At 54.1% G+C, this 22,151-nt stretch carries 22 protein-coding genes; 21 read left to right on the top strand and 1 reads right to left on the bottom strand.

The window, feature by feature from the left end; genetic code table 11:
• Positions 1-36: 36 nt before the first annotated feature.
• The 19 genes from PLF13_09885 to PLF13_09795 all read left to right on the top strand — a co-directional run bounded on the left by PLF13_09885 (position 37) and on the right by PLF13_09795 (position 17,736).
• Positions 37-1,161 carry a hypothetical protein gene (locus PLF13_09885; protein HOP07588.1) on the top strand — a complete coding sequence of 375 codons (1,125 nt, stop codon included), beginning with the start codon at positions 37-39 and terminating at the stop codon, positions 1,159-1,161.
• A gap of 14 nt (positions 1,162-1,175) precedes the next feature.
• Positions 1,176-2,021: a pantoate--beta-alanine ligase gene (gene panC, locus PLF13_09880; protein ID HOP07587.1), complete on the top strand. Its 846-nt coding sequence runs from the start codon at positions 1,176-1,178 to the stop codon at positions 2,019-2,021.
• A 603-nt stretch (positions 2,022-2,624) separates the two neighbouring features.
• Positions 2,625-3,101: an NUDIX domain-containing protein gene (locus PLF13_09875; protein HOP07586.1), complete on the top strand. Its 477-nt coding sequence runs from the start codon at positions 2,625-2,627 to the stop codon at positions 3,099-3,101.
• Positions 3,102-3,233: 132 nt separating this feature from the next.
• Positions 3,234-3,587 carry an aspartate 1-decarboxylase gene (locus tag PLF13_09870; protein HOP07585.1) on the top strand — a complete coding sequence of 118 codons (354 nt, stop codon included), beginning with the start codon at positions 3,234-3,236 and terminating at the stop codon, positions 3,585-3,587.
• A 63-nt stretch (positions 3,588-3,650) separates the two neighbouring features.
• A complete protein-coding gene (locus PLF13_09865) occupies positions 3,651-4,388 on the top strand; it encodes an NTP transferase domain-containing protein (GenBank protein HOP07584.1) in 738 nt (245 codons plus the stop codon).
• Positions 4,389-4,697: 309 nt separating this feature from the next.
• Positions 4,698-5,171 (top strand): hypothetical protein, encoded by a 474-nt coding sequence (locus tag PLF13_09860; protein ID HOP07583.1) that lies wholly within the window; start codon positions 4,698-4,700, stop codon positions 5,169-5,171.
• Positions 5,172-5,221: 50 nt separating this feature from the next.
• Positions 5,222-5,752, top strand: coding sequence for a LytR C-terminal domain-containing protein (locus tag PLF13_09855; protein ID HOP07582.1), 531 nt, complete (start codon positions 5,222-5,224; stop codon positions 5,750-5,752).
• 9 nt (positions 5,753-5,761) lie between these two features.
• The gene (gene rsfS / locus PLF13_09850) at positions 5,762-6,121 is read left to right on the top strand and encodes a ribosome silencing factor (GenBank protein ID HOP07581.1); all 360 of its coding nucleotides are present in this window, start codon (positions 5,762-5,764) and stop codon (positions 6,119-6,121) included.
• Positions 6,122-6,170: 49 nt separating this feature from the next.
• The gene (gene rho / locus PLF13_09845) at positions 6,171-7,418 is read left to right on the top strand and encodes a transcription termination factor Rho (GenBank protein HOP07580.1); all 1,248 of its coding nucleotides are present in this window, start codon (positions 6,171-6,173) and stop codon (positions 7,416-7,418) included.
• A 173-nt stretch (positions 7,419-7,591) separates the two neighbouring features.
• Positions 7,592-8,257 (top strand): ATP-binding cassette domain-containing protein, encoded by a 666-nt coding sequence (locus PLF13_09840; protein HOP07579.1) that lies wholly within the window; start codon positions 7,592-7,594, stop codon positions 8,255-8,257.
• The gene (locus PLF13_09835; GenBank protein HOP07578.1) at positions 8,254-9,111 is read left to right on the top strand and encodes a permease-like cell division protein FtsX; all 858 of its coding nucleotides are present in this window, start codon (positions 8,254-8,256) and stop codon (positions 9,109-9,111) included. Before PLF13_09840 ends, PLF13_09835 begins: the two co-directional genes overlap by 4 nt.
• A gap of 5 nt (positions 9,112-9,116) precedes the next feature.
• A complete protein-coding gene (locus tag PLF13_09830) occupies positions 9,117-10,295 on the top strand; it encodes a peptidoglycan DD-metalloendopeptidase family protein (GenBank protein ID HOP07577.1) in 1,179 nt (392 codons plus the stop codon).
• Entirely contained in the window at positions 10,282-11,415 is a 1,134-nt protein-coding gene (locus PLF13_09825) for a hypothetical protein (protein ID HOP07576.1), read from the top strand. The genes PLF13_09830 and PLF13_09825 overlap by 14 nt, the downstream gene beginning before the upstream one ends.
• Before the next feature lie 37 nt (positions 11,416-11,452).
• The gene (gene ricT / locus PLF13_09820; GenBank protein HOP07575.1) at positions 11,453-12,367 is read left to right on the top strand and encodes a regulatory iron-sulfur-containing complex subunit RicT; all 915 of its coding nucleotides are present in this window, start codon (positions 11,453-11,455) and stop codon (positions 12,365-12,367) included.
• 19 nt (positions 12,368-12,386) lie between these two features.
• A complete protein-coding gene (metG, locus tag PLF13_09815; protein ID HOP07574.1) occupies positions 12,387-14,303 on the top strand; it encodes a methionine--tRNA ligase in 1,917 nt (638 codons plus the stop codon).
• Complete coding sequence (locus PLF13_09810) at positions 14,303-15,079, top strand: TatD family hydrolase (protein HOP07573.1); 777 nt, start codon at positions 14,303-14,305, stop codon at positions 15,077-15,079. Before metG ends, PLF13_09810 begins: the two co-directional genes overlap by 1 nt.
• A gap of 2 nt (positions 15,080-15,081) precedes the next feature.
• Positions 15,082-15,882: a 16S rRNA (adenine(1518)-N(6)/adenine(1519)-N(6))-dimethyltransferase RsmA gene (gene rsmA / locus PLF13_09805; GenBank protein ID HOP07572.1), complete on the top strand. Its 801-nt coding sequence runs from the start codon at positions 15,082-15,084 to the stop codon at positions 15,880-15,882.
• 117 nt (positions 15,883-15,999) lie between these two features.
• Complete coding sequence (locus PLF13_09800; protein ID HOP07571.1) at positions 16,000-16,731, top strand: pyridoxine 5'-phosphate synthase; 732 nt, start codon at positions 16,000-16,002, stop codon at positions 16,729-16,731.
• A 9-nt stretch (positions 16,732-16,740) separates the two neighbouring features.
• Positions 16,741-17,736: an RluA family pseudouridine synthase gene (locus PLF13_09795; protein ID HOP07570.1), complete on the top strand. Its 996-nt coding sequence runs from the start codon at positions 16,741-16,743 to the stop codon at positions 17,734-17,736.
• A 941-nt stretch (positions 17,737-18,677) separates the two neighbouring features.
• Here PLF13_09795 and PLF13_09790 read toward each other — a convergent pair.
• Positions 18,678-19,460 (bottom strand): class I SAM-dependent methyltransferase, encoded by a 783-nt coding sequence (locus tag PLF13_09790; protein HOP07569.1) that lies wholly within the window; start codon positions 19,458-19,460, stop codon positions 18,678-18,680.
• A gap of 64 nt (positions 19,461-19,524) precedes the next feature.
• On the opposite strand from PLF13_09790, the gene purM reads away from it, so the two are divergent.
• Both purM and gpmI read left to right on the top strand, forming a co-directional pair.
• A complete protein-coding gene (gene purM, locus PLF13_09785; GenBank protein ID HOP07568.1) occupies positions 19,525-20,577 on the top strand; it encodes a phosphoribosylformylglycinamidine cyclo-ligase in 1,053 nt (350 codons plus the stop codon).
• 7 nt (positions 20,578-20,584) lie between these two features.
• Positions 20,585-22,123: a 2,3-bisphosphoglycerate-independent phosphoglycerate mutase gene (gene gpmI / locus PLF13_09780; protein HOP07567.1), complete on the top strand. Its 1,539-nt coding sequence runs from the start codon at positions 20,585-20,587 to the stop codon at positions 22,121-22,123.
• The last annotated feature ends 28 nt before the right edge of the window (positions 22,124-22,151 follow it).

Below are 22,151 nucleotides of genomic sequence, written 5' to 3'. Positions count from 1 at the left end.
CTTGACCCGACCGCCTGATGGAGCGAAATTAGGCTTATGGAAAAACCGCCACATTATGATTTCCGTGATGTCCTCTGGGCGCCGGCCAAGGCCCTTTCGGCCAAGCGAATTCTTGTCATGACCATTTTTCTTTGTCTGGCCCTGACCGTCTACGATCTGTTTTTGTATCTGGCTCTGGCGATTGAGGGGGAGAAGATCAGTTTTGTCTGGTCCGCCTATGATATTTTCCCGTTTATCCCGTTTCATTTCAGTCATACCGTGGCCGCCTCGGTTTACGCTCTGGGATTACTGTTAACTCTGCACGGGGTAATGCTGGGTATGTTCGCCGTATCGGCGATAGATATCGAGCAGATTCGCGGTAACCGTTTCTTTTCGTTCTGGGGTGCGATGAAGTTCGCCTTCCAGCGCTTCCGGCAGATTCTTCTTTCGGAACTGTCCATCGTCCTGTTTGTCGGTTTTATTATTCTCCTGTTCATGGCGTTCGGGCTCGTGGCTCGGATCCCCTGGATCGGCGAATGGCTCTACAGCGTTTTGTTCGTTTTCCCCACTTTCATTATTTCGATTATTACGATTTTTATCGTGCTGGTGCTGATAGTCTCCTGTCTGCTCATGCCGACAGTCGCTTCGGCCGAGCGCAAAGGGGAGACGTTCAGCGCGATACTGGAGACTTTTTCGACCATTATCCGGCAGCCCTGGCGCTGGCTGGGATTCACCGTCTTCTCGCTCGCGGCGGCCAAAGTCTGCGGTTTTGTCTATGCATATTTCTGCTTCCGAGCGACTCAATTTCTCGCGTTTACCTCGGGTCTCAGCGGTGGCGGTAAAATCGAACAACTCATTCGCTCCGGCCTGAAACATCTTCCGGCCGACTCCGACCTGGTCCGGGAAACGATCAACATTTTCCCCGGCATCTCCTGGTCCTTCTCGATCGATCCCTGGCTGCGAGGCGGGACCGACGAACCGGTTTCTTACGTCATGTCGTTCATGCTGTTTCTGATCTTTGCCTCGGTCTTTGGTTATATGTTCTCGGTGATCGCCACCGCTCAGGCGCGTGGTTTCATGGTGATCCGGTTCGTGAAAGACGGCTATCGCCTGGCCGATGAATCACCCTTGTTTTTCACCGACGAGCCGGTCAACCCGCCGATCGACGAGGGAGAAGTATAAATTCCTGTCGCTAAATGAAAATAATCCGCTCCATAAAAAAGATGCAAACCGCCGCGCGTGAAATCGCCGCGCAGGGTAAAACCATCGGTCTCGTTCCGACCATGGGCTTTCTCCACGAGGGCCATCTGTCCCTGATCCGTCGGGCTAAAAAAGAAACCGATGTCGTCATTGTCTCGGTATTCGTCAACCCGACCCAGTTCGCCCCGAACGAGGACCTCGACAAATATCCCCGAGACGAAAAAGGCGACGTCCGCAAAATCACCGAGGCGGGCGGCGATATCGTCTTCACTCCCAAGACCCGCGAGGTTTACCCCGATAATTTCCAGACCTGTGTCGAGGTCGAGAAGTTGACCGGGACGCTCGAGGGAGTGCAGCGCCCCACTCATTTCCGGGGCGTGACCACGATCGTGTCAAAACTGTTCAACATCTGTCGCCCCGATCTGGTCGTGTTCGGTCAGAAAGATTATCAGCAGGCGCAGGTGTTGAGACAAATGACTCACGACCTCGGTTATCCGATGAAGTTCGTCATTGCCCCGACCGTGCGCGAGGCTTCCGGCCTGGCCTTATCCTCGCGCAACAAGTATTTCACGCCGGAGCAGAAGCTGGAGGCGCTCGGGCTGTATCGGGCTCTAGGCTCGGCCAAAGCGATGGTTCGCTCGGGAGAAAAGTCGGTCAAGAAAATCGAACGGGAAATGCGAGCGGTGATTTTATCGCATTGTCCGACGGCTGAGATTGACTACATTGCCTTCACCGATTTGACCTCACTTGTCCCCGTACGATCCGTTGTCCGGAATACGGTCTGTTCTCTGGCTGTGCGTCTTCACGGCGTTCGCCTCATCGACAACATGAAACTGGCCTGAGCGTCCGTCGCCGGTAGCCCATTTGCCCACGGGTGAGCCATTGGTTGCCCGGAAAGCATCACCTCTTAAAAGCGTCATCTGGGCGAAGGGGAGTGTTGAATAATCTCTGCTGCGGCGGAGACAAGCCCCGCCGCTACGCGTTTAAGAGCTCTAACCTCGCGTAGCGGGTGGCCTTGTGTCGCCCGCATTATAGTTGTGTTTTACTGAATATCCGGGCGTATGGCTTTTTCAATCCTCTGCCCTGGGACTAGGTGCGCCCACGGCGTTTATCACACGTTTTCGCTACAGAATGCGATCGACGGTACGTAGATGATGGCTTGGCGCCGTGCGCGCCCGACCCGCGGCGGGAAGGAGAATGTACTGAAATTATAATTATTTAAAACAAACCCAATTCCGTGTAACTGTCTGCCGGGAACTGCGATACGTGCAATCCGCGAATCTCGAATGTGGATAACTTACGTTCTACCGGCAAACAAGCATGTCCGGCTGTTTTCTTCCTGACATCTTGCGACATTCTGCGCCTGTCCGTTTTGCCTTGACGAATCGGTTAAAGAAGTTACATTAGCGGCCAATTATGTAAAAAAGGACAGGAGACAGGTTTTTATGCCCGACAGAACGAATATAAAGATAGAAGCTCCCGGAGTTAGCTGCGCCGTGGTCAAGAAAGACTACGACGGCTGGAAATTCCTGCTGCTGCAGCGTTCCGAAAGCGAAACTTACGGCGGTACCTGGGGTTTTGTTACCGGTTCCAAACGAAGTACGGAAACGGTGGCACAAGTGGTGACTCGTGAAATCAAAGAAGAGACCGGGATGGCCCCGAGTTCAATTTGGGCTACCGAGCACACTATCCAATTCTATGAACCGGAAGAAGATACTATCTGGGTGTTGCCGACCATCGTGGCGGTGGTGCCCGAGGATGCCGAGGTTACCCTGAATCCCGAAAACTGTGCTTATCGCTGGACTACTCCGCATAAAGCACGTCACATGGTAACCTGGAAAAACCTCATTACGTCGATTGACTTGATCGTTGACGAACTCGAGATTTTCCCGGCTAAAAACTGGGTAGAGATCAAACCCTGATTTCGGAACTTCGTTATCAGGCAATGTGTTTCAGGATTGGAGACAATGTCCAAAAGGACCAAACAGCTTGCCAAATAGATCATTTTGACTATATTAGGCCGCTGAGATTGGACTATTGACGAGCACAGAGCCATGTTAGTTACGATCTGTAAATCAAAAATCCATCGGGCAACGATCACCGATGCCTGCCTCGATTATGTCGGGTCGATCTCAATCCCGACTGATTTGATGGCGAAGGCCAACCTGCTGCCTTATGAGAAGGTTCAGGTTGCCAACATCACCAACGGTGAACGGTTCGAGACTTATGTGATCGAGGGAAAACCGGGTTCCGGGGCAATCGAGCTGAACGGCGCGGCCGCTCGTAAGGGGCAGGTCGGCGACCTCGTTATCATCATTGCTTACGGTCACATGACCCCGGAGGAGGCTCGCGGTTTTAAGCCTGCCATAGTCCATGTTGACAAAGATAACCGGCCGGTGGAGCTGTAAGCCCCGGCGTCCGATACCCCCCAAGAGCGACAGTTCTGATGTTTTTTCATTCCGGGAGAAGTTATGCCTGCTAAACGTGCTGCGATAGTCCTGGCCGCCGGTAAAGGCAAGCGGATGCACTCCGACTTGCCCAAAGTCCTCCATCCCATTCACGGTCGTCCTATGATCCGTATCCTGCTCGAAACGCTCAAGACGCTCGATTTGGATCGGATTGTCGTCGTGATCGGTTTCAAAGGGGAACTGGTCGAACAGGAACTGAAGGGCGAGCCGGTACGAATCGTCTGGCAGCACAAGCAGGAGGGAACCGGCCATGCAGTGCGAATGGCCGAGAAGCTCATGGAGGATTTCGACGGCACCACTCTTATCGCTCTCGGTGATGTCCCGTTTCTCAGTGCGGCTTCTATCCGCAACCTGATGGATCGACATGAATCCTCCGGGGCGGCGGCTACCTGTTTATCGGCTTTCCCGAAAAAGCCCGCCGGTTACGGACGGATCATTCGCGACGGCGATTCCGATCTGCTGAAAGAAATTGTCGAGCACAAGGATGCTACCGAGGAACAGCTTAAGATAGGCGAAATCAACTCAGGGACATTCTGTTTCGACAACCGCCTGATGTTCAAAGCATTAGCCCGGGTCGGCAAGGACAACGCCCAAAAAGAGTATTATCTGCCGGACGCGGTCAAGATTCTTCGCGCTGAGGGACATTGCGTGGCAGTCGTAGCCGCCGATGACGCCGATGAGTGTCTTGGAGTCAATTCAGTCGAGCAACTCGAGGAACTGGCTGCCAAGTTCGATATCTGAGAACATCCCCCGGACTACACGCTTGTTGGCTCCGGCTTCGCGTAGTAGGGGATTTTGTGTCGCCCGCATTACGGTTGTGGTTTGCTGAATATCTTTGCATTCGCCTTTTTCAACATTCCTTAAGTCTCGGGAGGCCCCAAAGGACCTGATACCAAATGTTTTTGATTCGATTCAACTCTCTGATCGTACAAGTAATACCGGCTAAGGGTTAGTCCGATATCTAGACTGAACCCGGTTGCGGTTTTTTATTGACTGCGATAGATCTGACCGGTAACTTGAGACGAGGGAAGGTAAGGAGCCTGCCGAATTATGAGATCATTTGTTACAGTGATGACGATTTTAATACTGGCCGCAGCGGTATCGGCACAAATGGCCGATCAGGCGGCGTTGGATAAGCTGTCGAACGATGCATCCGTAGGACTTTCTCCGGGCAGTAGTCCGTTTTCACTGCTTGATTTCTCCAAGATCAAATGGTCCAACTCATATTCGGTATCGTTCTTTTCCGGAGGCATTGGATCGGGGACGGTCGGCCTGTTTCAAACGAATATGCTGTATGAATTTACCCCGAGTCTTTCGCTGGCCCTCAATATCGGCATCGCGCATTCGGGCGGTGTGTTCAGCACCGATGAGGATGCCACCATACTCCCCGGTTTCACCCTGGATTACCATCCCTCAAACAAATTCCGGGCTATCATCCAGGTGCAAACCTACCAGGGTTATTTAAGTCCGTATTATAATAATTTCAACAGGAGCGGTTATTGGCTTGAACCTGTAGGCCCTTGAGCGGGATCCTGACTTCCGGATTCCCTCGCTTCGTTCTATCTATCTCTTAAATGCCAAAAAGAACATCCACCAAATCCAAATCGACCAGCCGGACCAGTAAGCCCGGCTTTCTGAAATCACTCCTGACCGGCAGCCGGGTGCTGGAGGTGGTTATTGCCACTGCTTTTATCCTGGTAGTGCTGTATGTGGCTTCGATCTCGATCCGGGTTACCGGCGGTGTTTCCAAAACCTTGGACAGCCCCGATCATACTATCAGGCTCCAGGTCTTAAACGGCTGCGGTATCAGCGGTCTGGCCTCTCGTACGGCCGATATGCTGGCCGATTATGCCGATCAGGATATCGAAATCAAGGTTGTCGACACCGACAATTTCGAGATACGCGATGTGCCCAAGTCGATGATCATCTCCCGTGAAGAGAACAAGCGTGTGGCGACGTTGCTCGCGGCCAAGCTTGGAATAAGTGCTTCGGAGGTGGTCTACCGTCCGTTGGAGAACAATTACAAACAAGTGACGGTGACACTGGTTCTGGGCGCCGACTTTGAATCGATCAATCTGCCGCTGACGGCGGAGAAGGAGAACTGAAGAAGAGAATTGAGCGAGTATCCGGCTCTTGAACTGGCGCGCGAAGCGGGTCGTCTGGCATTGAACAAAAAGGGATTTGATGTCAGAGTCCTTAAAGTCGCGAAACTTTCGTCGGTAACCGACTATTTTGTGATCGTCTCGGGCGAGGCGGACATGCATGTCAAGGCAATCGCCAGGGCGATTCAGGAGGGGCTCCTCGAAGAAAGAGGAATCAAGCCCTACCATGTTGAGGGGCTCACTGAGGGCAATTGGGTGCTTCTGGATTATATTGACGTGGTGGTTCACGTTTTCCAGGAACCGACCCGGCAGTTCTACGCTCTCGAAAAACTGTGGGGTGATGCCCCGCAGGAGCAGTTGTTCGACAACTGACACCAACCAGGCGTATTTTCATAATTAACATATATAACCAGGAAGTCTCATGGAACTGGCAGACTTAAAATCAAAGACAATTGCCGATTTGCTCAAGATTGCCGAGGAATTGGATATTCCCGGCGTCTCGGGCCTGCGCAAGTCGGAACTGATCTACAAAATCATGGAGAACGCCTCGACCGCCGACGGCATTATTCTCGCCGAAGGCGTCCTCGAGATTCTGGATGAGGGGTATGGATTCCTGCGTTCGCCGGATTATAACTATCTGCCGGGGCAGGATGATATCTATGTCTCGCCTTCGCAGATCAAGCGGTTTGATCTCCGCACCGGGGATATTATTTCCGGTCAGGTTCGGCCGCCGAAGGATAACGAGCGGTATTTCGCCCTGCTGAAAATCGAATCGGTCAATTTTGACGATCCCGAAAAAGCCAAGAGTAAAGTCCTGTTCGACAATCTCGTGCCGCTTTATCCGGATGAGCCTTACAAACTGGAGCTTCATCCCGAGGAACTGACAACCCGCATTATCGACCTGATGTGTCCGATCGGCAAAGGCCAGCGTGCTTTGATCACCTCGCCGCCGAAAGCCGGTAAGACGATTATCCTGCAGCGAATCGCCCAGTCGATCGTGGCTAATCATCCCGAGGTCAAGCTGATCGTGCTTCTGATCGATGAACGACCGGAGGAAGTAACCGACATGCGTCGGTCGGTCAAAGGCGAAGTTATCTCTTCGACTTTCGATGAACCGGCCGAGCGTCACGTCCAGGTCGCCAACATGGTCCTGGAGAAATCAAAGCGCCTTACCGAGCACGGCCATGATGTGGTTATTTTGCTCGATTCGATTACTCGTCTGGCTCGCGCTCATAACTCGGTAGTGCCGCACTCCGGTAAAATTCTTTCCGGCGGTGTGGACTCCAACGCCTTGCACAAGCCGAAAAGATTCTTCGGTGCGGCGCGTAATATCGAGTCCGGCGGCTCGCTGACGATTATCGCCACCGCTCTGATAGAAACCGGCTCCCGCATGGACGAGGTGATTTTCGAAGAGTTCAAAGGCACCGGCAACATGGAAATGGTGCTGGATCGCCGTCTGGCCGATCGGAGAATTTTCCCGGCGATGGATATCAATCGCTCCTCTACCCGTAAGGAAGAATTGCTGATCGAGGAAGAGGTGCTCAAGAAGATCTGGATTCTGCGCAAGTTCCTGGCCGAAATGAATCCGATCGAAGCGATGGAATTCCTGATCGACCGCATGCGTAAGAGCAAGAGCAACGAACGTTTTCTCGCTTCCATGAAAGACTGAGTATTCTCCAAATTACATAATAAAAGCCACACTTTCCGGTGTGGCTTTTTCTTTGACCGGGGCGGATAATCCCGATTTTAGTTGCCAAGCGATTTACAGGGCATTTAGTATAAACCGATGCGGTGCTGTCAGGCGACGTTTTGTCGCCGTTTTCTATCGCTGGGTATAACGCTATGTCCGATACTAACATCGTTGAACTGACCAACATTTGCCTGAAATCCGGGCGCGGCGAGCAGATATTCGACAACCTCAATCTGGTTATTGAGGCGGAACGCTCTGCCATGATCTCCGGACCGGCCGGTTCCGGTAAAACCAGTCTGGTGGAACTTCTGACCGGCCTGCGTCTTCCCGACAGCGGTTCGGTTGAAATGTTCGGTCGCTGCATTTCCGACGGCAAGAAACGCTGGCTCAAGGGGACTCGGCGAAAGATCGGCGGAGTGGGGGGGATTTTCGGGCTGGTGCCGACCATGACCGTGGCTGAAAATGTGCTTTTTCCACTCGTTCTCAGCGGAGAACGTCCGAAGCTGCGCCGTGATCGGCTATTCAAGATATTGACCGAGTTCTCGCTTCTGAAACTGGCTAACGAATACCCGGAACGCCTGACCCGGGTGGAATATGCCCTGACACAATTCGCTCGTGCCGCTATCGGCAATCAACCGTTGATTATCGTGGACGAACCGGCTGCCGGGCTTGATTCGCGCAGTCTTGACTGGGCTTTCGAGTATATGATCAAACTGTCCGCCTCGGGCCGGTCGATGCTGATCCTGACTTCCGATACGCCGATGCGGGAAGTCCCCAACGCCGATATCTACCAGATCGTGAACGGAGCGTTGGAATGAGGCTCTTTTTCTACATCCTGCGCGAGTTGGGCCGCAATATGGGACGGCACTGGTCAATCGTGTTCGGCTCGTTTTTATCGATGATGCTCCTGTTCGTTTTATTCGATTTCTTCTGGATTGCAGCCGGGACATCGCAAAAATTCTATGATCGCCTTATCGCCGATCTGAAGATGGAAGTGGTTTTAACCGAAGAACCGGCTGATTCGTTGATTGCACCACTCATGGACCGGGTAAGGGAGTTGCCGGGAGTAATCTCGGTCAGATTCGTTTCCAAGGAAAATGCCCGCGAGGAGCTCTCTTATCTGGTGGGGACCGATCTGTTAGCCGGGTATGACAGCATCAATCCTTTGCCGCGATCGTTGGTCCTGGGTTTTGATCCGAATTATTTGCACAGCCGTCACCTGGAGTTGGTTGAGAATGAACTGCACGCGATGGAGGGAGTCGATCAGACCTTTTACAGTCGTCGCTGGCTGGCCAAGGTCGAGCAAACGACCGGGTTGATTCAGGATATCGGTTCTCTATTGGGCATACTGATTCTGCTGGCGGCACTCATCAGTTCAGCAAATAACATTCGCCTGATGACCCAGACCCGAGCGGTAGGCTTCGCCCAGATGCGTTTGCTGGGGGCAGGTAAACTCTTTTTAGCGATGCCGTTCATTCTTGAAGGACTCTTAGTGGCCGGGTTGGCCGCGGCGCTGGGATGGTGCTTGATCGACTATGGTCTCAGTCGGGTTACCTTCACGCAATTCGAGATTGTCATGCCCGATCTGTCCCAGATTGCCTGGTTCGTTTTTTCGTGCACGTTGCTGGGTCTGGTCAGTGGTTATGTCGGCATTCGCAAGATGCTGAGGTGACGGGGATGAAGACCCGCTTTTTGATACTGCTTCTGACGGCTCTTGGTTTTTTAATCTCACCTTTCATGTCCGCCCGGGCCGACAATCGCGACGATATGCTGGATCAGAAGGAAGAACTGGCGCGCATTCAACAGGAGATCGAGGATGGCCGCCAGACGCTGGACTCGCTCAAGAAGGAAGAATTGAGCGTCCAGAAAGAGGTTTCCGAATACGATCAACGGATTAGTTCGAACCAAAAAATTATTTCGCGACTCGGCAAACAACTCAAGAATATCAAGGGAGAAATTTCCTCCACCGAACAGCAGTTAGGTGATACCCAGGATTTGTTCGAGAGAACGCGACGTCGCTACCTTGGGAATCTCCGGCAATTTTACATCGCATCACGCGAACCGGTGGAAGCCTACACCAGCGAACCCAACGAAGAGATCAGACTCAAGCGGCAGGCCGTTTATCTGCGGGCGATAGCCGGACTGGAATCAGCCAATATCGAACAAACAGCCGAGTTGTTAGCCGTTACCGAGGACCGTCTGGACAACCTGAGCGGTGAGAGTAAAAAAGTAGCCAGTTTACGGAAGCAGAAAGAAACGGCGACATCGCTTGACTCCAGCCGCAAGGAACGACGCGAAAAGGAATTGGCGACACTGCATCGGCAGAAAACGGCCGAAGCCGACCGGATATCTATGCTGGCGCAGGCCGCCGAAGAAATGGAAGCGATTGTCGCCCGTTTGGAACAAGAAAGTCGCCATACTACCGGGACAAGCGTCGAAGCACCGGTGACACCCTCGATCCTGGAGTCGATCAAGGGACAGTTGGGGGCGCCTTGTCGAGGCAAGATCACGACTACTTACGGTTATTCCACCGATCCTATTACTCGGCTCAAATCGTTTTCCCCCGGTATCGTGGTCAGCGGCAAGACCGGTCGGGCGGTAACGGCGGTTGCCTCGGGCCGGGTGGTCTATGTGGGCGAATTGCGCGGTTACGGCAATTTCGTTATTGTCGATCATGGCGATCAGTATTACAGTACCTATGCCGGACTCGGCACGGTTTCGGTCGCCAAGGGGCGCATGGTTCAAACCGGGACGACTTTGGCCACCGCCGGTGGAGACGGCGAAGTGCGCTTTGAATTACGTCGAGGCCGCGAGGCGCTCGACCCGGTGAAATGGATCAAACTTGACGCCTTTTGATATATCTCAAATTCAGCCGCGTGCCTGGAAAATCCTCACTCGGGCTTATGAAAACGATCGCGTAGCCGGAACCTATTTATTTTATGGTGCGGACGGAGTCGGTCGCTGGCCGCTGGCGCTGGCATTTGCGGCGCTGTTGAATTGTGAGGAGAATCCGCGCCCAAAAAGCGACACCGGTCTGCCGGTGCCGTGCGGTCAATGCTATGCCTGCCGGAATATCTTCAACCTCGGTTTCGAGGGACTGTTCACGGCGTTCCCGCTGCCCAAATTCGATAGCAAGGACAAAGAAATCGATCTGACGAACGAGATTCTCGAACAAAAGCGGCAGGAACCTTTCAAGCAACTTTCGTTCGAGGCCAATGACTCGATTCGTATCGATACGGCCCGGAGTATAAAAAAACACCTGTCTTCCAAGGCCAGTGTTGGAGTGCGACGGGTGGCGCTGTTTCATCAGATGGAAAAGATGCGGGCCGCCTCAGCTGATGCTCTGTTGAAAATGATTGAGGAGCCACCCGCCGATACGGTAATTATCCTGACTACGGAGCGGCCGGAATCGTTGCTGCCGACTATTCAGTCCCGTTCGCAGGTAATTCGGCTGGATCGTATCCCTCCTGCGGCGATGGAAAACTATCTTATAGAGCATTACGATCTGAATCCGGTCAAAGCAACGGTGCTTGCTCGGTTGGCTGAAGGATCGCTGGGAAAAGCGGTCGAGATGGCCACGACCGAGGATGATGATCTGTCGCGGCGGTCGGTGGGATTTATGCTGTTCAAGTCTCTTTTTGTCGACAGCGGCGCCGAGACTATCAGCCATTTGGTCGATCTGGTCAAGACTCGCGACCGGGGGCACGCGCGAGAATTGCTGATCCAATGGCAATCGCTCACAGCCGACTGCAATCGCTATGCCGCTACCGGAAATGAGTCCGATATCGTCAACGTTGATTTCAAGTCCGATCTGATTCGTCTCTCAAGCTACTTCCAGGGCAGCCAACCGGCGGAACTCATGGTGCAAGCGATCAAATTAGCCCTTGATGATATTGCCCTAAACGTGCATATTCCGGGATTATTAGCCGCCCTGAGCCTCAAGCTCAAGGCCGGAATCCACCGGCAGTCAGCCTGATCAGGGCTTTTTATATAGATAGGGAGAGTTTCCCGCCATGGCGGAATTATACCTTGTCGAGTTCAAAGGCTCCCGTCGGGAGTATTTTTACAATACCTATTATCATAGTATCAATCAGTCGGATTATGTGATCGTCCAGGCGGAACGGGGTGAGAATATCGGCCTGGTACGGACCCAGGTCGAGCAAGAGGTCGATTTTACCGATCGCGATCGTCCCGGATCGATTTTGCGACCGGCTTCCGAAGAAGATAAGGCAACTTACCGCGAGCTCCAGAAAAAGGAAGATGAATATCGCGATGAGGTGATTGAGATTATTGCCCGACACGGACTGGCGATGAAGGTGGTCGATGTGGAATTGCAGTTCGACGGCAACAAGATGACGGTCTATTTTACTGCCGATCACCGAGTGGATTTTCGTGAGTTGGTCAAGGATCTGGCGGCGCGCTATCGCACTCGTATCGAGTTACGCCAGATTGGCGTACGCGACGAAGCGCGGCGAATCGGAGGGTATGGCATTTGCGGCATGAACCAATGCTGCAACACCTTCATTCGAGGTTTCGAGCCGATTTCTACTCAGCATGCCCGCGAGCAGGATCTGCCGTTGAATCCCTCCAAAATATCCGGCAATTGCGGCCGGTTGCTTTGTTGTCTGCGTTATGAGGCGGATGTGTATGCGGTCTGCAAGAAAAAATTCCCACCGACCGGCAAACGTGTTATGACCAAGGAGGGGGAAGGTGTTCTTGAGCGGATCGATGTTTTCCACGAGGAAGGGATCATTCGCGGCGATGACAATGTCCGCTTTCGCTGTCAGGCCAAGGATATCGAATGGTCGAATAAAGAGAGCGGCGAGAATGCCGATGACAACCGCAATCTTCCGGTCGATGTGAACGCCGAGCCGGTCGATGAGGAAGAGCTGAAAATGCTCGAGGATGAGGACAATTCCGAAAACTGATTGATCAAGGAGCTTTGCCTTGGCAAGACCTTTCTACGTAACGACACCGATCTATTACGTTAACGACAAGCCACATATCGGCCATGCCTATACGACTATTGCCGCCGATGTACTCGCCCGGTTTCATCGCCTGGCCGGGCGCGAGAGTTTTTTTCTGACCGGAACCGATGAGCACGGCACGAAAGTGGCCGAAGTAGCCGAAGCGGCCGGTTTGACTGAAATTCAATTCTGTGATCGGACAGTAGCGACTTTCCAGAAAGCCTGGGAAGCACTTGACGTTCATCCCGATTATTTCGTCCGAACGACCAGCAAACGTCACACCGATGCGGTCATCAAACTCCTCAATGTGATGATGGAGGCCAAAACCGAAGACGGTCGTGACGTGGTTTATTCGGATTACTATGAAGGGCTTTATTGTACCGGCTGTGAAAAGTTCATGACCGAGAAAGAGTTGGTGGATGGACTTTGCCCCGATCATTTACGCGCTCCCGAGAAGTTGAAGGAGAAGAATTACTTCTTCCGGTTGACGGCTTTCCTGCCGGAACTTAAACGAAGAATCGAATCGGGTGAGTTGAAAATACTCCCGGAAGAACGACGACGCGAAGTGTTGGGACTGTTCAATCAGGACCTGCCGGATTTTTCTCTTTCGCGCGAGCGGGTGAAGTGGGGAATTCCGCTGCCGTTCGATAAAAGCCAGGTCGCTTATGTCTGGGTCGATGCGCTCTCCAATTATATCACGGCGATTGGTTACGGCGATGATCCCGAGAATTTCGATAAATGGTGGAATAAGGCGGAAGTTGTCCACCTGATGGCTAAGGACATTCTCAAATTCCATTGCCTTTATTGGCCGGCGATGTTGTTGGCGGCGGGATTAAAACTTCCGGATACGATCTTTTTACACGGCTATTTCACGATTGACGGCCGGAAGATGTCAAAGTCGCTCGGGAATTTCATCGATCCCAACGAGCTCGTAGCACAATATGGCGCCGATGTGACCCGTTACCTGCTGTTGACGCAGTATCCGTTCGGAGTGGACGGCGATGTTCAGGTTTCAAGATTCGTGATTCAGTACAACTCCGATCTGGCCAACGATCTCGGCAATCTGGTATCGCGGGTGGCGAAACTTATTAAAACACATTGCGACGGCAAACTGCCGCAACCTCATAAGGGATTACCGGGATTCGAGGAATTGCTCGGACAAGCTGAGGCGTTGCCGAACAGCGCCTACGAACATATCAAGCATTTCCGGTTGGGACAGGCAATCGGAGAAGCTATGGCTCTGGTGAAAGCGACCAACAAGTTCTTCAACGATACCGCTCCGTGGATTCTCGCCAGGGAGGGCAAGACCGCCGAGTTGGGTGGGGTGCTGTATGCCTGCTGTGAGATGATCAGGATCGTGACGATTATCCTGTCGCCCGTACTACCGAACAAAATGCGCGAAATCAGGACGGCGCTGTCGCTAGACGACCGTGACTTGACCCTCGACAACGCCCGGACTTTCTATCAAATGGAACCGGGGACACCGGTGAAGGTGGAGCAAGCGGTTTTCCCGCGCATGAATCTCCCCGGCGAACTGAAAGAAGAGACACCGGAGAAAGCGGTGGACGAGGCGAACCTTATTGACATTTCTGAGTTCGGCAAAGTCGACTTACGGGTAGCTGAAGTGCTCGAGGCGGAACGGGTGGAGGGAGCCAACAAACTGCTCAAGTTGCAAATTGACCTCGGCTCTGAAAAACGTCAGATCGTGGCCGGGATCGCCGAGTTCTACAAGCCGGAGGAAATTGTCGGAAAACGTGTCGCTGTCGTGACGAATCTGAAACCGGCGGTTATTCGAGGCGTGGAATCACGCGGCATGCTCCTGGCGGCTAAAAAGGGGAAGAAGCTGGCGGTGCTTACGCCTGATGGCGACCTTCCGCCGGGTGCTTCCATAGGCTGATGATCGACTCGCATTGTCATCTGGATCTCAAAGAGTATAACGGTCGACGCGATGAAGTGATCGCCGAGGCAGTCCGGGCCGGGGTGCACACTCTGGTAAATATCGGGGCTGACCTTGAGTCATCGCGCCGGTCAGTAGCCCTTGCCGAGCGTTTCGATTCCGTATATGCCGCCGTGGGGGTGCATCCGCACGATGCGAAGACTGTTGACGATAATGTCCTTGACGAGCTAAAGAAAATGACGGAGCACGAGAAGGTTGTGGCTATTGGCGAAATCGGCCTCGATTATTATCGCGATCTGTCCCCGCGCGATGTCCAGCGACGTGCTTTCGTGCAACAACTGGAATTGGCGGTCGATCTCGATATGCCGATTGTCATTCACACTCGCGAGGCATTTCGCGATACGGTTGACATAGTGCGGCCGTATGCTCCGGCGCTGGTGGGGGGCGTGTTTCATTGTTTTCCGGGCAATGCCCGGGAAGCGAAAGAAGTCCTCGATCTTGGCTTTCATGTCTCCGTCGGTGGACGCATCACATATAAGAATGCCCTTTCTGCGGTGATGGCGACGGCTGTTCCCCTTGAGAAAATTCTGCTTGAGACGGACGCACCGTTCCTGACGCCGGTGCCTTTTCGCGGTAAGACCAACTCACCGGCTTATATCCCGTACATCTGCCGCAAGCTGGCCGAGTTGAAGGGGATCGATCCGGCGGAAGTTGAAAAAGTAACCGACCGCAACACACAGAAGCTTTTCCATTTGGTCGAGACCTTCGGAGGTTGACCGTGCCGGGTTACCATGCCAAGAAACGGCTCGGCCAGAATTTCCTCAAGTCAGAGGCGGTGATCCGGCAAATCGTGGATTTGGTTGATCCGGTTCGTCAACCTCACATCGTTGAAGTTGGTCCCGGTCGGGGAGCGCTCACCCTGCCGCTGGCAGCCGCCGGTACACCGATCACGGCGGTCGAGTTCGACCGCGATCTGATCGGTTATCTGAAAAAACTGCTGGAGAAACATCCCAATGTGGTTTTGCAGCATGGGGATTTTCTCGAAACTACCCCGGAGACATTAGGCGCAACACGTTTCTTCTTACTGGGCAATCTTCCGTACAACATCACTTCGCCGGTGCTTGACTGGACCGTTCGTTATCGCGAACAGGTGGTTGGAGCGTTGTTCATGGTGCAGAAGGAGGTGGCCGAGCGGATCAACGCAAGCCCGCCGGGGAAGAACTGGTCACCATTGTCGATCATTACCCAGCTCTATTTCGATGTCGAATACTGCTTCACGGTAAAGCCGGGTAGTTTCAGTCCGCCGCCTCAAGTCTCATCGGCGGTGCTTAGGCTCACGCCGAAGACTGAAGTAAAGCTGAGTCATCCGGCGCAGTTCGATAGTCTGGTACGTCAGGCGTTCGAGCGTCGGCGCAAGCTGCTGGTCAACAACCTTGTCCCGGATCCGATTGAGGACGCCGAGCATCTCAAGGCTGCTATGCAGGAAGTGGGCCTTTGGCCTAACGTTCGGGCCGAACAGATGTCCACCGAGCAGTTCATTACCTTGACCGATTGCCTGGTCGCAGCCGGTCTGCTCTGAAATCCCCGTATTTACTGTTTTAGTTTCGAGGAGGCCGACCGCGGTGTATAATAACTGTTAAGCGACGGTAGCAGAAACCGTCCTCTTCGTGGTGAGAAAAGCAAGGAGTGATGTGAATTGTCTTCTTTGATCGTAAGCCTGGATGCAGTGGCGATAATGCGGGAGATACGGGGACGCGGGGAACCGGAGCCGACCAAAGCGGCGACGCTGGCGGAGCTGGCCGGGGCGGAGGGATTGTCGATACAGATGCGAACCAACGGTCGGCCGATGCGGATCCGCGACCTGAGGCTCATGGTGGAGCAGTTCCGGAGACGCTTGACCGTGGAGCTGCCTCCGACCGAGGATATGCTCAAGGCGGTCTCGGCGGCTGTACCGGCGGAAGCTATTCTGGTAGCCGATCAGGCGGCCGGTCAGGGACTGGTGACGACGATTGATTTCAATTCGTCTCATATCGACTACAGCGGAGCGGTGGCTCAGCTCTCGGGTGCGGGCTGTGAAACCGGCATTTTTATCGAACCGGAAGCGGCCGCGATCAAGGGGGCACTCAAAGCCGGAGCACATTCGGTGATGTTGTCCTGCGCGGCGTATACCTCGGCCCGCACGATCAACGACCAGCGTACCGAGCTGGAGCGGATCGGCCGCGCCGCCGAACAGGCCCGTAAAAGCAGTCTGACCGTACTGGCCGCGCGCGGTCTCGATTATGACAATATCGGTCCGCTGGCGGCGCTCGATTTAGTCGATGAGTTCGTGGTCGGTTTTGCCGTCACCGCTCGAGCGATGCTGGTCGGGTACGATCGCGCCGTGGGAGAGATGATTCGACAAATCAACCGAGCCATTGCCCAGGGATAGGTATTACTCATGACGGAGTCGGACGACCACAGCGTACGCCGCGAGTTAACCATACCAACGCTGTCCAAACCGGAACGACTGGACCGGCTGCTGGCTGATCACGAGGAACTCGATCTCACCCGCAGTCGTATCCAGAAACTCATGACCGCAGGACTCGTGACCATAAACGGCTCTCCGGTGGCCAAGAACGTACAGGTCAAGGGGGGAGAGACGGTGCGGATCGAGGTGCCGCCGGTGGAACGGATGTCGGTCAAGGCGGAAGATATTCCAATCGAGATCGTCTATGAGGATGAATACCTGGCGGTGGTAAACAAACCGGCCGGCATGGTTACGCATCCCGCGCCCGGCAATCCCAGCGGCACGCTGGTTAATGCATTATGTCATCGTTTCGGACATTTAGCCGATACCGGTGCGGTCGACAGCCGACCGGGGATCGTCCATCGGCTCGATAAGAATACTTCCGGCTTAATAATCGTTGCCCGCACCGAGGCGGCGCTGCTGAGTCTTCAGAAAATGATCCAGGCGCGGCAGGTGAAACGGATTTATCAGGCGATCGTCTGCGGTCATCTGGCCGAAGAGACCGGGGAGATCGACCTGCCGATCGGTCGTTCCATCAAGGATCGCAAGAAGATGACCGTCACGCATGTGAAGAGCCGCGAGGCGGTGACGACGTATCAACTCCTCGAACGATTTCGCGCCTACGATTATGTCGAAGTCCATTTGCAGACCGGTCGCACGCATCAAATCCGGGTGCATTTTTCGCATCTGGGGCATCCGGTGTTGGGTGATCCGGAATACGGTGGACGAGAGAAATGGCACCGGGGGGTGTTCGCGCCGGAGCGCCTCCTCGCCAGGAAGTTGTTGATCCAGATGCCTCGCCAGGCGCTGCACGCCAGGCGGCTGGAGTTCGAGCATCCGATAACCGGGGAAGAGATCAAGATCGAGACGGAGCTTCCCGAGGATTTCGCCGGATTGCTGGAGCTGCTGCGGACGGAGGGAGTGTGAGGTCGTTCCTTGTCCACAGGTTTTGCTCTCATTGATCACGACTCAAAGAGCGACAAATTATCCACATTGCGAGTTCTCGATTTATCTGCATCGCATTGATCCTTAGACCGTTAGCCGGAATTGGGTTCATTTTGCGAAAATCCGTTTTAACGATATTCCCGGTCTATATCCTTGTTCCGTCGTCCTGCGGCGAAACAACAGCGCAGTCCCCGCGCCGATGAGTATTCTGTCGGAATCGGCCCGAAGAGTTATCCACACATAGCGACACGTTTATCTCCCTAATCTCCATCCGGTCATCCGATTACGGTGAATTGGGTTCGTTTTGCGGTTTTTATTTTCAGACATTCGGTATTTCCTGGGTTGGGGATATATACACGTACCTACAAGTAAGCCGATGGTGGCAATCAGGGGAGATGTTGTGCAGAAAGCGGTGAGGGTGGGCCGGGGGGATCTACTCAGCAACGAGCTGGGGCAGACCGGGAGGTCTGCCGCCCACCAAGACGGTTGGATTCTTCGCGAGGTCATTTACGGGAGTCATATATGAAAGGCGCCGCGGTTGTACAAGTAGATATGATTTTAATCCCACCCGTGGACGGGTGGGCCACCAGAGAGCTGGGGCAGACCGAGAGGTCTGCTGCCCACCAACGCGGTTGGATTCTTCGCGAGGTCATTTACCGGAGTCATATATGGGAGGCGCCGCGGTTGTACAAGTAGATATGATTTTAACCCCACCCGTGGACGGGTGGGCCACCAACGAGCTGGGGCAGACCGGGAGGTCTGCCGCCCACCAAGATGAGACGTCTGCCGCCCACCAACGCGGTTGGATTCTTCGCGAGGTCATTTACCGGAGTCATATATGGGAGACGCCGCGGTTGTACAAGTCGATATGATTTTAATCCCACCCGTGGACGGGTGGGCCACCAGAGAAGTGGACCGATAGCTCAGAACAGCTTCTTCAGGATCAGCAAAAGGCGCCAGGATTTCTTGGTGTTGTCGAATGGTTGTTCGCAGTCGAGGTCGCCGTACATACCCGCGATGGAAAAACAGTCGGCCAGTTGGAGTAAAGCGCGCAGATGACCCAGGCTCAGACGGCGTGAGGAATCAAGGCTCTCGAAAGAACCGATAACACCGTTCTGTTCAAGAGTGAAACGGACGGTACCGCGGTCGATCTCAGTGAGCGGATCGAATTTCCCGTCGCTACCCCAGTCGATGCGCAGCTTGAGACCGTTGTCTTCCATTTCCCAGACATCCTGAGTGCTTTTACCGTCGGAGTAGATGTCGCGCGGGTGAGGCAGTTCGATCAGGTAAACGCCCCCCTCGTTGAGGTTGGCGGCTACGGTTCGGAAATGGCGCACGATGTCCTCGTTAGTGAGGAGGTAGTTGAAAGTAGCCATCATACAAACGGCGAGATCAACCGGAGCTTCGAGGCTGAAGTTACGGAAGTCGGCTTCAATTATGTATCCCGGCAGTTTCTCATCATCGAAGATTTTCTGGGCGTAGAGGACCATCTCGGGGGAGAGGTCGACGCCGCAGGCGGTGACACCACGTCGGGCGAATTCACGACAGTATTGCCCGGGACCGCAACCCAGTTCCACCATCGACTTGATCTCGGTTAAACCGGTCCGGTTGGCCGCTTCCGTAATGAAATCGACCGCTTTTTTGAAGTCGCGCCAGCCAAAGGCTAACTCATACAACTCCGGTCGTTGATAAGGTGTATGGTCCATGAACGTCTCGTGCTAAAAAGTGTAACTTGTTGACTTCCCTCGCCCTCAAATATATATATCGCCCATGACAGACCCAACGAAAAAACCGACTCTTACCTACGCCGATTCCGGAGTCGATCTCGATGCCGGCGATGCGGCGGTGGAACGAATCAAAGCGCTGGCTCAAAGCAGCTTTAACAGCCAGGTTTTGAGCGGCATAGGCGCTTTTGGCGGCTTCTATGAGCCCGACTTTTCGGGGATCGGCCAACCGGTGCTGATTTCCTCGTCCGACGGTGTCGGCACTAAAGTGAAGCTGGCCGTCATGACCAACATTCATAAAACGGTAGGGCAGGATCTGGTCAACCATTGTGTTGACGATATCCTGGTTCACGGCGCCCGGCCGTTGTTTTTCCTCGATTACATCGGTACCGGCAAACTCAGACCGGACATTGTAGCAGATATTGTCGAAGGCCTCAGCCTGGCCTGCAAGGAATCCGGGATGCCTTTGATAGGCGGTGAGACGGCCGAAATGCCCGATCTGTACGGACCGGGTGAATACGATCTGGCCGGATTCATTGTCGGCGTGGTCGACCGGCAACGGATAATAAACGGTTCGAAAATATGTGAGGGAGACATCTGTCTCGGATTACCCTCGACCGGTCTGCATACCAACGGCTATTCGCTCGCCCGCAAGGTGGCGTTCGAGATCGCCGGACATAAGCCCGATGACTGCGTCAAAGAACTTGGCGGAACGGTCGCCGAAGCGCTCATGGCGATACATCGTTGCTACGCGCCGGTGGTGTTGCCGCTGCTCGATAAATTCAAGGTGCACGGCATGGCGCATATAACGGGGGGAGGGATTCAGGGGAATCTTAACCGGGTGATGCCCTCGGGTTTATGCGCCGAGATCAGCAAATCGACATGGCCGGTCCCGCCGGTATTTAGCTGGTTGAAAGAGGCCGGAAATATCGATCCGGTCGATATCTATCGAACCTTCAACATGGGAATCGGTTATATACTGGTAACGAACGGCGACGAGGCCGCCGGGATCAAGGGCACCCTCGAAAAGTTGGGGGAGACCTGCTATGAAATCGGCCGTGTTGTCAAGGGCTCTAAACCGGTAAAACTTACGGACTAGGTATCTCATGGTACTACTTTGCATAATGGACGGCTTCGGCCTTCGCGATGAAACCGCCAACAACGCTATCGCGGCGGCCACCAAACCCACTCTTGACAGACTTTTCGCCGATTGTCCCAACACCAAAATTGACGGCTCGGGTCTCGCGGTAGGTCTTCCCGTCGGACAAATGGGGAACAGCGAGGTGGGGCATCTCAACCTCGGGTCGGGTCGGGTAGTCTATCAGGATATCACCCGGATCGACAAGGCGATTGCCGACGGAGTCTTTTTCGATAATCCGGCGCTGGCGGCGGCGATGGATCGAGTGGCGCTCGACGGCAAGGCGGTACATTTGTTCGGGCTGGTGTCGGACGGTTGCGTGCATTCCTCGATGGAGCACCTGTATGCTCTGCTTAAAATGGCGCACGACCGTAAGGTGCCGGAGCTGTATCTGCATGCCTTCATGGACGGCCGCGACACACCGCCCGATTCGGGCTGGAAATACATGACCCAGGTCGTGGACAAAATGAAGGAGATCGGCATCGGTAAGGTGGCGTCGGTTTCGGGCCGCTATTATGCGATGGATCGCGACAAGCGCTGGGAGCGGGTGGATCGCGCTTACCGAGCCATCGTACTCGGCGAAGGACATCATGCCACCGATCCGGTTGAAGCGATCAAGGCTTCCTATGCGAACAAAGTAACCGATGAGTTCATCGAACCGGTCGTGATCGATCTGGGGGAACAGGGGAAGGGGCGACTGCAAGACAGCGATGCCGCGATCTTCTTCAATTTCCGCGCCGACCGGGTACGTGAATTATCGGAGATGCTGTTGGGTTATGATATCCCCGGGATCGACCATCCGAATAATCCCCGGATCGAGTTGGTAACCATGACCAACTACGATGTTAAGATGTTCGAGGCTAAGGTCGCTTTCCATCCGGTTCGCCATAAGAACATCCTGGGCGAGGTGATTTCGCGTCACGGTCTGAAGCAGCTACGGACGGCTGAAACCGAGAAATATGCTCATGTCACGTTTTTCTTCAACGGCGGAGTCGAGGAGCCTTTTGCCGGTGAGGACCGCGATCTGATCCCATCGCCGAAAGTAGCGACCTACGATCTTCAGCCGGAGATGTCTTCGGTGTTGGTGACCGATAATGCGGTGAAGAAAATCGAATCCGGGAAATACGATCTGGTCGTGTTGAATTACGCCAACTGTGATATGGTCGGCCATACCGGGGTGTTCGAAGCCGCTAAAAAGGCGGTCGAGGCGGTCGATACCGGGTTAGGGCGGTTGCTCGGAGCGATCAAGGATAAGGACGGCATAGCTCTGATCACGGCCGATCACGGCAACGCCGAGTTGATGGTCGATCCGGCGACAGGCGGTCCCTGGACGGCGCATACCACGAATCTGGTTCCGTTCATTGTCTATGATCCGGCCGGCAAACTCGGTTCTATCTCGTTGCGAAGCGGCGGTATTCTGGCCGATGTAGCGCCGACTATCCTGGATATCATGGGGATCGACCAACCGACCGAAATGACCGGCAAGTCTCTGATTATGCGAGGGTAACCCCTGCCGAATTTTATCCACAGCGTCT

The organism is Candidatus Zixiibacteriota bacterium (genome assembly GCA_035380245.1).
GTDB lineage: Bacteria > Zixibacteria > MSB-5A5 > GN15 > FEB-12 > DAOSXA01.
This window is presented reverse-complemented; position numbering and strand designations above follow the sequence as displayed.

Excerpts from the sequence above, each read along its gene's own strand:
- PLF13_09885 (HOP07588.1), top strand. The coding sequence starts at position 37 with ATGGAAAAACCGCCACATTATGATTTCCGTGATGTCCTCTGGGCGCCG.
- panC (HOP07587.1), top strand. The coding sequence starts at position 1,176 with ATGAAAATAATCCGCTCCATAAAAAAGATGCAAACCGCCGCGCGTGAA.
- PLF13_09875 (HOP07586.1), top strand. The coding sequence starts at position 2,625 with ATGCCCGACAGAACGAATATAAAGATAGAAGCTCCCGGAGTTAGCTGC.
- PLF13_09870 (HOP07585.1), top strand. The coding sequence starts at position 3,234 with ATGTTAGTTACGATCTGTAAATCAAAAATCCATCGGGCAACGATCACC.
- PLF13_09865 (HOP07584.1), top strand. The coding sequence starts at position 3,651 with ATGCCTGCTAAACGTGCTGCGATAGTCCTGGCCGCCGGTAAAGGCAAG.
- PLF13_09860 (HOP07583.1), top strand. The coding sequence starts at position 4,698 with ATGAGATCATTTGTTACAGTGATGACGATTTTAATACTGGCCGCAGCG.
- PLF13_09855 (HOP07582.1), top strand. The coding sequence starts at position 5,222 with ATGCCAAAAAGAACATCCACCAAATCCAAATCGACCAGCCGGACCAGT.
- rho (HOP07580.1), top strand. The coding sequence starts at position 6,171 with ATGGAACTGGCAGACTTAAAATCAAAGACAATTGCCGATTTGCTCAAG.
- PLF13_09840 (HOP07579.1), top strand. The coding sequence starts at position 7,592 with ATGTCCGATACTAACATCGTTGAACTGACCAACATTTGCCTGAAATCC.
- PLF13_09835 (HOP07578.1), top strand. The coding sequence starts at position 8,254 with ATGAGGCTCTTTTTCTACATCCTGCGCGAGTTGGGCCGCAATATGGGA.
- PLF13_09830 (HOP07577.1), top strand. The coding sequence starts at position 9,117 with ATGAAGACCCGCTTTTTGATACTGCTTCTGACGGCTCTTGGTTTTTTA.
- ricT (HOP07575.1), top strand. The coding sequence starts at position 11,453 with ATGGCGGAATTATACCTTGTCGAGTTCAAAGGCTCCCGTCGGGAGTAT.
- PLF13_09810 (HOP07573.1), top strand. The coding sequence starts at position 14,303 with ATGATCGACTCGCATTGTCATCTGGATCTCAAAGAGTATAACGGTCGA.
- PLF13_09795 (HOP07570.1), top strand. The coding sequence starts at position 16,741 with ATGACGGAGTCGGACGACCACAGCGTACGCCGCGAGTTAACCATACCA.
- PLF13_09790 (HOP07569.1), bottom strand. The coding sequence starts at position 19,460 with ATGGACCATACACCTTATCAACGACCGGAGTTGTATGAGTTAGCCTTT.
- purM (HOP07568.1), top strand. The coding sequence starts at position 19,525 with ATGACAGACCCAACGAAAAAACCGACTCTTACCTACGCCGATTCCGGA.
- gpmI (HOP07567.1), top strand. The coding sequence starts at position 20,585 with ATGGTACTACTTTGCATAATGGACGGCTTCGGCCTTCGCGATGAAACC.